This is a genomic window from Streptococcus infantis, from assembly GCF_001579645.1.
GTDB classification, from domain to species: domain Bacteria; phylum Bacillota; class Bacilli; order Lactobacillales; family Streptococcaceae; genus Streptococcus; species Streptococcus infantis_E.
In genome coordinates this window covers 69577-84749 of the sequence record NZ_KQ970825.1, presented here as the reverse complement: position 1 = coordinate 84749, position 15173 = coordinate 69577, and the positions used below count along the sequence as shown (strand labels likewise).

Below are 15173 nucleotides of genomic sequence, written 5' to 3'. Positions count from 1 at the left end.
TTTTTTGACTTTGGCTCTTGAAGCTCTAAATTGTTTATGACTATTCTTAACTATGCGATTCGTAGAACGTGATTGTGACTTTAGCTCTTTCATTCGCATAGCACTATCTTGTTGAACAGTGCGGTAATTCTTCCGGACTGTTTCCAGCTTCTGATCTATCTTATGACCGATTGTTTTTGGTCTGCCTTTCTCCTGATCCATAGTGAGACTCCTAAGCGTCTGTTGCGACTAAGTTATATAACTTAGTATCCTTAGGTATTGGATTTTCAAATGGCACTACAACTGGCCCTGCTACGATTAAGCCAGTACCTTTAGCTTTTGGTCGAGCCAAGTAGCGAATCTGTTTGTCAGTCAAGTTAACAATCTCTTTTAAGATAGCCAAATCCTGGGGTTTTTGTTTAAGTAAAATCATAAACTCGCTGTTTGAGAGCAATTTTCGACCTTCTTCAACAGCAGCTAGCGTTTCAACGTTCTGGGTAATTCCTGTTGGAATCGCACCGTATTTCCGAATACGTGAATACAACGTAGTAAAGAAGTCTGCTTGAGCCTTATTTTTAAATAGAATCTGCATCTCATCAAAGTAAACCCATGTAGTACATTTTCCTTGATTCTCCACAATTTGATTCCAGATATAATCCTGAATAACCATCAATGCGAACGGCTTCAACTTATGCGACAACTTCTTCAGATTAAAGATAACAAAGCGATGATTGAGATCCACGTTGGTATTGTGAGCGAAAATATCTTGAGAACCAGTTGTATAGGTTTCTACCGCCAAAGCCAAATCTTGAGCTTCTGGCTCTGGTTGTTCCTTCAATACCTGGTGCCACTCTTTTAACGTAGGAGTGAAATCCTCTGTCAAATATCGCTCATAAGTCACACCTGTTACCCGGTCAATAATCCCAATCTGTGCATCTGTTACCTCAGATAGAATCGATTCAAACAATCCCATCAACAAGTTTGCTTTATCTCCAATCGGATCATCATCCTCATCATCCAGACGATCTAGGTCTGGTAGATCCAAAAGATTGATATGTGTTTTAGAACCAATCGAAATATCCACCATCTGAGCACCGAAAGCACGGCCAATATCAGAATATTCATCTTCGGGATCCACAATGATTACTTGATCTTCTGGATATTTCAGCAAAGTCGGAATGACTTCTCCACCCTTAATCGTAGTAGACTTACCAGATCCAGAGGAACCAAGCACAACACCTGAACCCGTATTCAGATCACGTTTTCGATCCAGTGTAATGATATTGTTTGATAACTGATTTTGACCATAGTAGCGAGCATGTGAGCTGTCAGACTTTAAATCCACGTTAGTAAAAGGAACTTGCGTAGCAATATTAGCTGTTGTCATCTTTCTCATGAAATTCTTCTTCACATTTACGAAGCACTCTCCGATAGGTAGAATCGTATTTAGAGCCTCTTCCTGGTAATAATAAAGATCTTCAAATTCTACCCCTAGCTTCCGTCCAGCACGCTTAATCTTCTGCTCATTACGTTGTAGTTCTTCCTGGCTATCTGCCTTAAAATACACTGCAATCAAGCCGGAAAAGATTTTCTGATCATACTCAGTAATCTCATCTCGCCACTTCTTGGTAGCTTCTGAGATTTCTTGGTCACGACCAGCAACCACCGCATCATCAAAGATACCAGATTGAGCAGCCTTACGTTTAGAACGTAGCTTCCCAATTTCAGCATCCGTTTCTGCATCGTCAATCTTTTCTAAGATTTCAACATTCTCATAGGGCTCTGCATGGATAGTAATGGCTAGTTCAAATCCCAGTGTTGTTAAATCACGAATGAGACGATCAGACATCCAGTTAGGATATCGGTGGGCATAGAGTACCTTGGCCCAACTATCATCAATAATCATTCGTTTTTCTTGAAACTCAATTCGGTTCGGAGCGATAAATGATTTCGTTGATAACCCAGAAAGAGCAATTTCTCGATAATCAAAGTTGACATACGGGTTTCCTCGTAATAGTTCAGAAAAGACCTTCAGACGATCCAGACCATTCATTTCCTTAAATGTAATATCAGCTTCCTGAAATTGTGTTCCCAGGGAAACTCCAATATCTTGTAGTAACAACTGCGCCTGTTTTCGATCATCAGCGTTCGTTGAAATGGTCACATACTTATGTACCTCGAAGTTGTTAGCGTGTGTCGTAAATCGCTCCTTAATCATCTCATTTAGCTCTTCACGATAGTCATCGTAGCCATCGTTTGTTTCTTCAAACAAGATATTCTGCAAGGAGTTATCCGATACTCTACGGTTGATTACTAAGAGTTGATAGTTACTGCCCTCATCCAGTGAATTTAGAGCATCCATCGTTGTATCGATGATGCTCTCTTTTTCATCTTGTTGAGCAGTTGAGTAAGAAGCATCCCCCAGCATAAAACTACGAGAATACTTCTCACGTGCAATGTGCATTAATCCATCTTCATGGAGCAGCGTGTAATTGATGGTATTTTGAGTCGTCGGTTTCATCTGACGACGCAAGCGCTCAATTCTTTTCTTTTCTGCGTTTTCTAGTTTTTCTCTTTTGCTTTTGAATAAACTCATCTTTCGTATACATTCCTACCTTTCCAAACTCTGTCTCATAGCTTCTTTGTTGAATTCGGAAAAAGAAATTGATTTTTTCTTTAATCCGCATTCTTTTTGTCATTCCTGTACCGTACATTGCACCAGGAACTACAAATATAGCATCCCAAAGATAAATGTACCAATCAGGTAAACCAAAGAAATAAATAGTAATTGTCCCTGAGACAGCTATTACTAAACACACATATAGAACAATCATTCTAGTAGTTAAGCCAAATAGAATAGGCTTATCCTCAGTTTCAAATTCTCTTAAAAATTCTGATCCAATTTTTTTCAATTATTTTCCTTTCATATAAAATAAGATCGATCAATTCTAATTATTCTAGACATGGATTACACTCCTAAAAGTTGCTTAGCTTTTCGACTAGATCCAACCATTACAAAGATATAGATAACCCCCTTAGCAATTGAAGCAAAGGCTGTTCCCCATGAATCACTGGAACCAGTCGTAACCTTAAGGATATCTGCTGCAACAATCGAATCATATACAACAGAAACAATAATTAGGATGACACCAATAAGGGCAGAGGCCGCAAAGTATTTCAAGAAATTAATCGTAACAGATCGTAACGAGTCCATCATAAAGAACGCTACTAACAATGGAGCTATAGCTTTAAGCATATACAAATCCAAGTAACGTAAGAAAACAATAATCCCTAAAATTATGTTAGCCACTCCACTTACAGCTTTTCCGACTAAGGTAATGATAGTTTTTTCAATCATTCCTTTCCCACCAGAAATATTAGAATCAATGGTTGTTTTAACGGTAGGTGTTACATGAGCAATCACTTTCACAACAATATTAAGTAATTCCAGAATGGCATCACAAATCTGAGATGAAGCAGAGATCATAATGAAAGCAAATAAATATTTCATTAAAGCCTCTAACCAAATCTTCTGCGTTAATGCACCTCCCCTTGACTTGACCATTTGTGACCACGATGCCATTTCAAACCAGAAAAAAAGACCTAAAAGGATATACCCAATAGGTCTAACGGCATCAGCCATCATATTTACAGCTTGATTTGTAGCAGAGCTATAACTAGAAAGAGAGCTTGTTAGCTCTCTAATATCTAAATTCATAGGCTACTCCTAAAATTTTAGTTGGGATAGCGATGCGACGACTGCTGCGGCAATTCCTGCAGAAGCCACGGCCAGAAATGCACCATTAATCATAGAATCAGAACCATCATCCTGTCTCTGCTTGTCTTTATTCTTTCTTCCTTGGATATAGTCAACTGAACCATTCCAGATCCAAATAAGACCTGTAATTGTTCCAACTACGCCTAGACCAGTAATAATTTTTGTAATGATTTCCATTTGTTTTACCTCTTTTAATTTTTTTATAACAAAAAGCACTGCAGAGATTTCTACAGTGCCAAACACAATACTATTTTTATAATTCTTCAAATTCTTCACGATAAATCGTCCGAACAGTAGCTACTAGAATACTGAGGCCAATAATAATTGGAACTTCAAAATTCGGATATGGGAAAAATAACCCTCCTCCTTTTGGTGCATCAACCACTTGACCAGCAGTAATAAGTGAATCATGGGACATTCCTAAAATATGCGGTGTATACCATCCAAAAATATTATCAATTATGTTTTCGCTTGGAAAATTGAATAGATGATGAATGATTGCCATTCCCCCAATCAATACGATTGTTATACATATTTTAGCTATAACCCACAGAATAAACATACCAATAGTGGATTTTACAACATTAATACACCAAAGAACGATATAAAAGGGAGCTGTAAAAATTCTAATGATAGCTACCCATAACCAGGAAAAATCATTCCCAAATTTCATAATCCTACTCCTCCACGATTTACCGTTATTATACCATAAAAATAGCTTATTTCAAAGGTTCCTAGAGTATTCTAAGCCTCTTTTTTCTTGCGCTTGCTGTAGAGCAAGCCTGTAGCAACACTTCCCATTGCTAGAGCAGCTAATAGTAAATCTGCAGAATCCTTCTCCCCTGTTGAAGGCAAGCTTCGTTCTGGCTGAGTTACTGGTTGTTGCGGATGTTCTTCAGGAGTTTTTGGCTCTGGTTTTGGTTCCGGTTTTGGCTCTTCATTTTTCGGTTCTTCCGGTTTTGGTTCTTCTGGAGTATGAGTCACAACCGTATTAGAAACAACTTCCACACCGTTAACTGTATGATAATAAGTATTTTCTACTGTTCCTGACTGAATACGTGTCATTTGTAGATATACTTCTGCTTGAAACTCTGATGTCTCTAAAATTGACTTCAAGAAAGTATCATCAAAGCTAATATCTACTTTACCTTTAGCCTTGTCTACTACTTGACTTGTGAACTTAGTTAATTCATCACCAGCTTTGAATTTTTGGCCATCACTTGTTTCAAAATCTACAGCCGCAAACACTTGATAAACACTCTGATAATCATCATGTGTTTCATCGTAATCATCGCTAAATTTATACTCAAACAACTGTTCTGAGCGATCTTTTGGAATCAAGGAACCAACTAATTTATAATTAAATGTTTGATTCATCTTGACTTCTTTTCCATCTAAACTTTCCTTGCTTAAATGGTCGATCACTACATCTTTCTTCGGTTCAATCTTTGGAACATTATTGACTACTGTTTCAGTTACATAGGCCATCCCAAAATCAATTTGGTAGGCTGTATTCTCATACTTACCACCTGTTTGACCCAATTCCTTCTTAACAGTCATTGGATTAGTAATCGTCAGAACTTCTCCAGTTTGAACGTAGGTCTTGTAGAATTCCTCTGGATTCTCAGCCTCAAATACTTGAATAGCTCCTTTTGGAGTGAAATTGCTAGACTTCAAGGCTTCTTGTACACCTGATGGAGCTTTTTCTAGACTTTCATAAAGAGCCATTTTCAAGCCTTTAACCACTTGACCTTTAGAATCAGTCACTTGAACACCATCTTGATTGATCGTAACAGCTTCTTCTGGATAATCATCAACAATGTAGAAGCCTTTACCAATACGATCTTTATCTACTTCAATGCCCTTGTATTGGCTATAATCTGCAGTTACCTTGTAGTAGTTTACAGATCCTGCCAAGACTTGTTTCCCATCGATGTCAACACCTGCCTTGTTCAGATTCTTCTTGCTCGGTTTAACAGTAGGAACATTATTGACAACTGTATCAGTTTGATAGCCGTTACCGAAATCAACTTGGTAAGCCGTATTCTCAAATGATTTTCCTGTATTTCGTAGTTCTTCCTTAGTTACCATTGGATCAATAATTGTAACAGATTTTCCTGCTTTGATATATTGGTTAAAGTAGGCTTCTGGATCATCCACTAAAAATACTTGGAAAGCTCCCTTAGGCTTAATTGCAGAACTATCTAGAAAGGCTTTAACTTTATCATTATCAACAGCTTCGATAGAATCGTACTGATACACTGAAATACCCGAAACTTCTTTTCCTTCGCTATCAATATAACGAATATCAGATTGATTGATAGTCACTGCCTCTTCTGGATAATCATCAATTGCACCAAAGCCTTTTAGAATAGCATTTGGATCTGCCTTTATCCCCTTATACTGATCATAATCCAAAGTTATATGGTAGTAATTAGTTGAACCAGCTAGAACTGTTTTACCATCAATGATAACACCATCCTTATTATGATTGTGTTTGAGAGGCTTGATTAAGTTGTTATTTGGATTGTCAGGATCATTCGGTTTACCTGGTGTTGAAACCTGAACAATATTTGAATAACTTTCGTACTTATTGTTGATCTTTAATTGGAAATTGTTCTTATAAGTTGCCCCATCATTCGTAACCTTACCTACTAAAATTGGAGCTGGAACTAGCACTTCTTTACTTAAATCTTGATTAAGCTTAGATTTCAAACTTTCTAAGCCTTTCATCCGAACAACATGGCTTGATTCGTCATAAGTTAATTCAAAATCTGAACTAGCCTTCTTTGAAGCTTCTACATCTAGTACAAAACCTGAAGGTAATGCATCTACAATTTCAAAGTCTGTAATAGCTTCACGATTAGCTGGAAGAGGCTTAGTTGTTAATTCCCACTGTACTGTTGAAAGCTTAGTCACATAGCTTTTATCAATAGATTCACCTGCAGAATTCTTTACAAATTTTTCTAGGTCAGGCACTGCTTGGAGACGGGCATATCTAACTCTAACAGTTGGAGCTGGCAACAAAGACGGAAGCTCTTTTTCCTTTGGCTCCTCCGGTTTTGGTGGTAGTGCTTCCTCTACTTTTCCTTTCGGGGAAGTTGGTAGAGGAGTTTCCTTTTCGTATGTTACGGCAGCAGGTTTTGGCACGAAAGAAACCTTCTTCAATTCCGCTCCAGATCCCAGAATTGTAAACACAACATTTTGAGCATTTCCTCTCGCATTCTCCGCATCCCACTCGGCTGCTGTTCTTCCCTCTCTAGATCCTGGAGAGGAAGTGTGGAGATAAGTTAGGCTAGATCCATACCCTACTGAGGCAAAGGAAGCTCTAGGAATATCTGAAGCATCATTTACACCTTCTTCAACTCCTCTCATAACTCGTCCATCAAAATTCAAACCAGAGCCACTCGGATTAATAACCATTCCACGACCAGATGAACCATAACTCAAATTTGAGCCTTGACCCCAATCGACATCTGAAATCACAGTTCCGATTAATAGAGAAGCTGGTGTTGTCGTTCCTTCAATATAAAAATCAAAAACCATTTCCAAACGGGTATGATTATTATAGACAAAGTAGAAACTTCCACCATCTCCACCCTTAAGATAAATATCTGGATCTGTCACAGGAACACCATTGCGAACTTCGCCTTGGTAGTCACCTAAATCAGAAACTCTGACTTTGGCCGTTACCTTTCTACCATCCGTAAGAGTTCCAATATTGTGAATATAAAATGTATCTCCGACTTTTGGAGCTTTAATGACATCGTAAGCTCCTGTAACATCTTTGCCAACTTGAGTTCCTTCAGTCCCTGTTACATAAGTGTCTGCATGATAGCCTAAAAATCCTTCCATGCTCTCTACTTGGAGATCATCATCTGGTACAACTGTAAAGTCACCATAATACTCCATCCCTCGACCAGATGAGTTAAAGCCTCCATAGACTTTGAAACCTGTATCAGATCCGAATAAAGGCTTACTTGTTTGAATTGCCTCTTTCTCAGCTTTAGCAGTTGCTAGCTTATTTTTATATTCTGTCAAAGAAGTTTCATAAGCTGCTTTCTTAGCTTCATTTCGTTTTCGGATTTCTGCATTTTCTTGATTTATACGATCAATTTCTGCCTGATTAGCCTTCTGATTTTTCCCATTCTCTTCACGGATTTTCGAATTTTCCTGATTGATACGCTCAACTTCAGCTTGATAAGAAGCTAAATCATTTTTATATTGCTCTTTCTTTGTAGCATTTTCTTCTTGGATTTTCTTGCGTTCCGCTTGATTCTGTTTTTTATCTTCGAGATATTTTTCAGTAGTTTCCGCAATACTATCCGCTTGTGTTCGGTAATCGTTTTCGACTTCCTTTTGTTTTTGATCCAACTCAGAAGCTGAACTCGCTGTACCTTTGTCCACTACAGAATCGAATTCTACATTCACCCCAGCTTCCTGTGCCTTTTTAACAGTTTCATCTAAACCTGAATGTGAAATAGAAACTTCTAATGAACCTGTTTTTTCTTCACTCTTTCCTTGGTTATCTGTAGAAATACTACTTGGATTCGTCTGTGCATAGGGAGCATTTGTGGCTGGATTTTCAGTTCGTTCATCTGCTCTAACCGGACTAGTCATCAAGCCCAAGGCAGCTAAACCAAGAATTACTCCACATGTTCCCCATCGTTTTGTTTTTCGGATTGAACCGATTGCTTGTGTCTCGTTATTAAATTTCATTCATTCTCCTTTTTTATTATCCATTCAATACATCCTTTACAGCACTAGTTTTAGGAAGTTTTTTAGGTTCTTCCTTCTTTGGTTCAGCAGCTTTTTCTTCCGTTTTCTTTGGCTCAGCCGGTTTCTCTTTTTCTTTATAAACAAACTTCAGTGTCTGTTTATCCGAAGAAACCTTCCCTTCCAACTCTTCTGGAACTGCCTTCAAAACATAAGTTGTATCTTTAACTTTAATTTCTGTTTCAACATCACGATCAAATTTCCAGTCTTTACCTACAAGCTCTCCAGCTTTGGAAATAACTTCAGAATTCTTGATTTCCTCGCCCTTTTCGTTGACAAAGATAGCTTTAACTTCCTCACCTTTTTCATGTGCCAAGTAAGTCAGCAAAAGGTCATTTTCAGCAAATTTCCCTTTCTCTTCGCCTTCTTTAAGGGTAACTTCAAATCCATCAACAGTCGGAGCTTTGATATCATAATCATCCCCAGAGAATCCCTTAGCTACAAGAATATCCTGATCAATCTGCTCATTCGTTAAAGCATTCAGAACCTTGACTGTTAAAGAATAAACCTTTTTATCTGCTGGTTTCTTTTCATACAGATAATGTAGTTTAACAGTATCCTTAGTAACTTTTCCAGAAGATTCTTTAGGTTCTCCAGTCAATACATAGGTTTCACCATCAACAGTCAATTCCTTCTTAACTTCAGTTGCCTTCCATTCACTACCAATCTCCTTACCAGCTTCGATAATTGTGATATCGCTTTGCCCAGGAATTTCTTTTCCATCCGCTGTTCGGAAATCAGAAGTAACAGCTCCACCTTCGTTTTTGATAGAATCAGATTTCTTAGCCACTTCTTTTCCATCTAGTGACACTGTACCTGTTGCAGTTCCTTCTCCAGTAAAGCTATAAACGATTGAGTAATCACCATCAGGTAGTTTTTCTGAAAAATCAACCTTCCCATCTTTGACCGGTAATTCTTTATTGACTTTACCACCTTTTAACAAAGCCTTAGTGATTTTTATTCCATCTCCACCGATGGCAACTTGAGCTGTTTGATCTGCGCCCTTAGAGGTTTGTACTTTGACAGTAGCAGTTTCCATAAACTGTTTAACCACTTCAGCATCTACAATTGACTTGTCTTTACCAGTCATATCGTATATATTGGGATGACCCAATTCTTTCATTTGCTCAATCGAACGCATAGAGTTAGTGTCGTTGTCTGTAACCTGATTACGATTGACAACTGACATAAAGGTCTTAGCCCGTCGTTTTGCCCACTCAGCGAAAGATTTGTCCATTTCTTCTGGTTTACCTTTATCCATCCAACCGTCAGTGTATTGGATAACAGATACAGTATCAGAAGGTTTTGTAATTTTTTCAACAATCTCTTCAAATGGAACAACCACATCTACAGACTCATCTAGGTAACGGTGTGAACCTAGAGCATTTGCTAAAGCTGCAAAATAAGCACCATACTCGTGAATTTCAGAATCTTTTTCTGTTGGAGCCTTAATCTTCAACAGATTATCAATGATTTCAAGCGCTTCTTGCTTCGTCAAGAGAGTTGAAGATATGCCCACAGTGTCTTTAATTTCTTTTTTTGTGCTCGCATGATATGAACTCTGTCCGTAATTATCCGCATAAAGTTGAATAATGTGACGACTTTGAGGGTTTTTATTTTCTTCAATAATCTTCTTACTTAGGAGTAAGGAATCCTTTACTTTACCTGCATTAGAAGAAGAATAGTCATAAACATGATCCGTAATAAGAGGATCAATTTCATTTGTTGTGCTAGTATTTGTAGGAGCTTTCGTCTTAAACTGAAGCTCATTAGATCCCGCTTTATCTTCACCAGTTACTACTGTATTTTCAGTAGTTTTTAGTTCTGGAGAAAAATCAGGTTGTTTAGGATCAACTGGTTCTGGATTAGGATTTTTAACCTTAGGCGCATCTTTCTTGACCTTTTCAATTTCAATTTTGGTCTTTTCCAAATCCTTGAATTTGTCGGATTTATTATTGTTAACCTGTTTTTCGTCACCCCCAGAGGATTCTGTAGCCTTCTGCTCTGTTTTTTCAGTCGTAGCTGATTTTACTGAAGATTCACTTTTGGATTCATCTGCTTGAGCTATCGCCGAACCGACAAGCCCAACTGCAACGAGTCCTAGTGCTACAGAACATAGACGTTTTCCGTATTTTCTATAGCTAAATGTTTTTTTCATAGTATCGCCTTTCTAAATGTTCATTGGAATATTTTCTATCGGATATAATCGATGGATCTCTTGCTCTAAAATATACAATTATCATTTTTCCTCCAACCAAAAAGTCACCAAGAAACCTTGATGACTTTAATAAATTTAATTTTCCTTAGATTCTCGTTTGATTTTCAACAGACTTAAAAGTGAAACAGTTACCATTCCCAATAACCAGAGACTAGAAGATTTTTCTCCCGTCTTAGGTAATTCGTATGTTGCAGCAGGTACTTGATAGACTGGATCTTTAACTTTTGCCACTTGTTCATGTACATACTTCGCAGTCTTACCATTTTGAACTACTGGAGTAGAATGAGTTCCTTCTTGTTCAATACTTGCTTTTTGAACAGTCAACTCTTTTTGATGCCCAATTTCTTGCTGTGCTTCCAGATAATCACGAAAAGCAGACAACAACTCTTCATGAGCCTCTAATACCTTTCTTTGTTCTGCTTTTGCAGATTCAAGTTTTGCTAGTGCTAACTCAAGAACGGATTTCTTTTCTTTCAAAACTTCTTGAGCAGTTTCAAGATTAACTTTTGCCTTTTCTAAGAGTTGTGGGGCATTCTTCAAAACTTCCACTCGCTCTTTTGATGCTTTCAAGGCTTCAGTTGATTCTGAAAGTAAAGCTTGACGATTGAGAACAAGTTCTTTAATTCGAGTAAGTTCACCTTGTTTAGCTAATAATGCCTCTTTCTCAGCAGTCAAAGCTTCATTCAGTGATTTCCATTCAGTTTGTTTTTCAGCTAGTTTATCTTTAGCTAACGCAAGTACTTCACGTTTATTTTGTACGTCCGCATTCAACTGTTCCAAAGCCTCTTGCGCTTGTTTATTTTCTAAACTAGCTTTTTTAAGGTTTGCTTCCGCCTGCTTTAACTTAACTTCTGCTTCAGGAGCTTTTAAAGCAATATTCTGAATATCATTACGATTAGTCACTGCATTTTGCGCAGTAACTTCTGCTTGAGTATATTCTGTCTGTGCTTGTTCTTTTCTAGCTTGTGCATCCTTACGTTTCGTTTCCGCAGTATCATAAGTATCCTGAGCCTGTGCCACAGAATTTCTAGCTACTTGAATTCTTTCCTGAAGACTAGCTAGATTGTTCTTAGTATCAATTTTAACTTCTTGATGGAAACCATTTTTCAGCAAATCAATTGTTTTAGAATCTGTTCCAACATAGTGCATCGCAACCAAACCAAGATCTGTCTTTCGGGTTGCTACACCGATATACTGTAGCGTGACTGACTTACAATCAAGTCCTGCAAAGTTTAAAGCATGGCCCCAATCAGCGTGCTTATCATAAAACAGCATCATAATCATGTTGTTGTAAGCCTGTTGTTTCAGATCAGCTAATGTTACTACATTATCTGCATTTTGGAAGCCTATGTTTTCAGTAAGCAAACCTTGATTACCTTGATTCAAGCCAACTTCTTTCGCAACATTGTTCAAAGCATCTAGGTCATGGCCGTACTGATTAGTAGATAGTTGAGTTACTTTCTGTGCCACTTTCTGCATATCCCGATTCACTAAAACTGGAATATCATCGGTTCCCATCAATTGACGGAAATCATTAATCAAATGTGCATTGAAAATGGCAAGTTCATCTTGAACTTCAGCAGATAAATGGTTTACATCAGCAATCACAGTCTTTTTATCTGCTTCACTCTGCTTAAATGGAGAAGTTGGATTGCCGTAATAAGTCTCACCACCATCTGGAGAGCTAAATCCAGCAGCGGTCATTCCTTTCTTGGCAATTTCTTGTAACTTATTTGAATTTTCTTCAGTGGGGTTATTGAAGTAAGCCTTTAAAGCTTCTACATAGCCAGCAGGATAAGTGATAGAGGTCGTTGTCAAACTATCCAGGATACTTTGAGCCTTAGATAGATTCTCTTTAGCTACTCGATACAGATTTTCAGCATTAATAGCTTGAGTGGTTGCTTGATCTAGCTCCTTCGCTTTCACCAACCTAGTTCCTTCAGTACTCGTTACCTCTGCTTCTGCCTGTTTCAGTTTAGAAGCACGTTGATCATCTGCTTCTTTAGCAAGTTCAAACTCTTGTCGAGCTTGTGCTTCAGTTTTTTCGCTCATTTCTAAGTTTAGCTTAGCTGCTTCAGCATTGGCAACAATGCCTGCAACTCCAGTGCCGTCTAAAATAGCCTGTTTTTCAGCTACGCTATGTTCTGCATCTGTAACTTCTTCTGTTTTGTCAGCTAGCTTTCTCGTAGCTTCTGTGACATTTGCTTCCTGATCAGTAACATTCTTTTCATCTTGATTTTGTTGCTCTTCAGCAGAGGACAGTTCTTTTTGAGCCTTCTTCTCAGCAATTTCTTTTGCAGAGACATCTTCTTTTGCATCCTGGATATTTTTAGGGGTTGCTTCATCAACTACTTTCTCAGCTTGAGTAACAGTTTCTGTAGCTTCATCAACTACTTTCTCAGCATCGTTCACCTCATTTTGAGCTGTGTTTACAATCTCCTCATGTTTTTTTACAACTGTGTTTGCCTGATCCACATTTGCTTGGGAGATAGCAACATCAGTTTCTGTAACTGTTTTTTTAGTTGCTGTCTTCTGTTGGCTCCCTGAAATTGGCTCTGTAGGTTTTAATTCTTCTGCGGAAGCTTGAGTCGTTGCTCCAACCGCTGCAGTTGCGATTGCGCCAGCCAATAAAACTTTCTTAACTTCATTCATCATTTCCATTTGATTTCTCCTTTTTGATATTACTTAAAACAATGCTTATTTGAATAGTCTTTTAGTTCTCGTGAGATTTTATCAGACAATTTATTTGGGATAAAAGTCATATATACTAGAATCCCAGAGGCTAAAAGAATAACTGTAAATATTATCTGTATAATACTCATTTCTTCACCTTTTCATAACATCACCTATCTGCTTTCAGCAACAAAGAAACAATTCCTTGCTCCCCAAAACAGATAGATGAGGACTCTATCTGTTAAATTTTACCGCTAGGTCTGTGATAACCTTTACCGGTTAGCTGTAAGATAGTTTTATTACCTTGCTTAATTCGTCTGGCAACTAAAATATCTCCACGTTTAATGGTGCGTATATCTCTATAGATTTTAGAGTATTCTGCAATCATTTCAACGGTTTGAAGTTTTCCTGCCACATACCCTTTTTTGGGAATAAGACCATACTTACTAGTTAATTTCATTTCTTCACCACTTGCAAGCCGTGCAGTTGCATCACCTTGCAAACCTAGTCGTCTTAAGTCAGTGAGTATAACCTCACTGGTTGATTTTATTTGATTCATATTGTCCTCCTTTTTGAATCAAAGGCTGATTTACAGCCATGCCGAGTTGATGCCGTACATCTCTACTGTGTTTTTTACGCACGATTTATAGTTTAGAAATCGCAAACTCTTTCGTCTTACGGGACAAGTCAACCGTGACTTTACATAATGCAGTCAGCACTAGATATACTTTCTAGATACACACCGCCCCTGTTCTTCTTTTTATGCCTAGACTGCGCTAATCGGGACAGTGGGGATATTCAATTTTCAAAGAACAAGAGTAGTTTTAGGACTTGCTCAGGTCAGATATCACATATAAAAATTACTTTCTGAATAATTTTTTTAATGATTTTCAATACACTTTCGAGCGTTACTATTGTAAATCGCAAGTAACCCATTAAAAACATATTCAGCAATTACTTCTGATGAACGGGCAAATCGCATATTTTCTAAAGCATATCGATAGCGTTCTTCAAATGGCATCATGATATAGGCTGCCATCGTATCTGAGTAATTTTCTTCTAAAAGTTGAGAATAAACTAAATCATAAATATAATCCTTATCATACTTGCTAGCTTTATCAACTTTTCTGGAAAGTCTGTCTTGTTTATTATTTGGGGAATTTCTAGGGAACCTCTCCTCGTCCTCATCAGAAATAACTAATTCAGTGTCTTTATTATTAGTCTCACTATATTCAGTATCGTTAGGGTCTAAATTTGACACCAGGCCCGTATAAATCTGACACCCCCCTGGTGTTTTTTTGACACCCCCCTGGTCTAAATCTGACACCCCCCTAGTATCAGATTTGGAATCACCTGATTTATCAACCATTCTAGCAACTGTGTCATCTTGCAAGAGACCAAGGTAAATTCGGTTAGCTAGATTTCCTGATTTACTTGTAGATTGTTGAACCTCATGAATTAATCCATACTCTGTGAGTTGCTTCTTAATTCTTAATAGGGTAGATTTCGAGCAACTTAGTATCTTCATCAAATTAGAGTTGGAATAAACCAGATAAATATTTCCATTCTCATCAATCCAATTATTCTTGAAAGAAAGATCTAGTCTATCTTTAAGCATGGCATAAGCGACTTTTGCATCTAACCTCATATCCTCATAAATAGGATTTTCAAACAAAACCTTTGGTAAGGCATAAAAGCGATCAGATGTCTGATAATGGCTAGCACTAATAAACTGAATTTGTTTCATAA

Annotated in this window: 11 protein-coding genes; all 11 read right to left on the bottom strand. The window is 37.7% G+C overall.

Features of this window, described 5'->3' with window-relative positions; all coding sequences use genetic code 11:
• Window positions 1-201: hypothetical protein (locus SINDD18_RS11465; protein ID WP_241497370.1), on the bottom strand; the 201-nt coding region annotated here is incomplete at its 3' end.
• Between the two features lie 10 nt (window positions 202-211).
• Entirely contained in the window at window positions 212-2575 is a 2364-nt protein-coding gene (locus SINDD18_RS09805) for a VirB4-like conjugal transfer ATPase, CD1110 family (RefSeq protein WP_061863979.1), read from the bottom strand.
• Window positions 2517-2891 (bottom strand): hypothetical protein, encoded by a 375-nt coding sequence (locus tag SINDD18_RS09800; protein ID WP_061863978.1) that lies wholly within the window; start codon window positions 2889-2891, stop codon window positions 2517-2519. Before SINDD18_RS09800 ends, SINDD18_RS09805 begins: the two co-directional genes overlap by 59 nt.
• Before the next feature lie 56 nt (window positions 2892-2947).
• On the bottom strand, window positions 2948-3697 hold the full coding sequence (locus SINDD18_RS09795) for a hypothetical protein (protein ID WP_061863977.1): 750 nt from the start codon (window positions 3695-3697) through the stop codon (window positions 2948-2950).
• Window positions 3698-3706: 9 nt separating this feature from the next.
• The gene (locus SINDD18_RS09790; protein WP_241497369.1) at window positions 3707-4024 is read right to left on the bottom strand and encodes a hypothetical protein; all 318 of its coding nucleotides are present in this window, start codon (window positions 4022-4024) and stop codon (window positions 3707-3709) included.
• Window positions 4011-4430, bottom strand: a complete 420-nt coding sequence (locus tag SINDD18_RS09785) for a hypothetical protein (protein ID WP_049503650.1) — start codon at window positions 4428-4430, stop codon at window positions 4011-4013. Before SINDD18_RS09785 ends, SINDD18_RS09790 begins: the two co-directional genes overlap by 14 nt.
• Before the next feature lie 71 nt (window positions 4431-4501).
• On the bottom strand, window positions 4502-8476 hold the full coding sequence (locus SINDD18_RS09780) for an SspB-related isopeptide-forming adhesin (RefSeq protein ID WP_061863976.1): 3975 nt from the start codon (window positions 8474-8476) through the stop codon (window positions 4502-4504).
• A 16-nt stretch (window positions 8477-8492) separates the two neighbouring features.
• On the bottom strand, window positions 8493-10691 hold the full coding sequence (locus SINDD18_RS09775) for a MucBP domain-containing protein (protein ID WP_061863975.1): 2199 nt from the start codon (window positions 10689-10691) through the stop codon (window positions 8493-8495).
• A 135-nt stretch (window positions 10692-10826) separates the two neighbouring features.
• On the bottom strand, window positions 10827-13412 hold the full coding sequence (locus SINDD18_RS09770; protein ID WP_061863974.1) for an SEC10/PgrA surface exclusion domain-containing protein: 2586 nt from the start codon (window positions 13410-13412) through the stop codon (window positions 10827-10829).
• 253 nt (window positions 13413-13665) lie between these two features.
• Entirely contained in the window at window positions 13666-13983 is a 318-nt protein-coding gene (locus SINDD18_RS09765; protein ID WP_061863973.1) for a hypothetical protein, read from the bottom strand.
• A 321-nt stretch (window positions 13984-14304) separates the two neighbouring features.
• Window positions 14305-15171, bottom strand: coding sequence for a replication initiator protein A (locus SINDD18_RS09760; protein WP_061863972.1), 867 nt, complete (start codon window positions 15169-15171; stop codon window positions 14305-14307).
• Window positions 15172-15173: the final 2 nt, after the last annotated feature.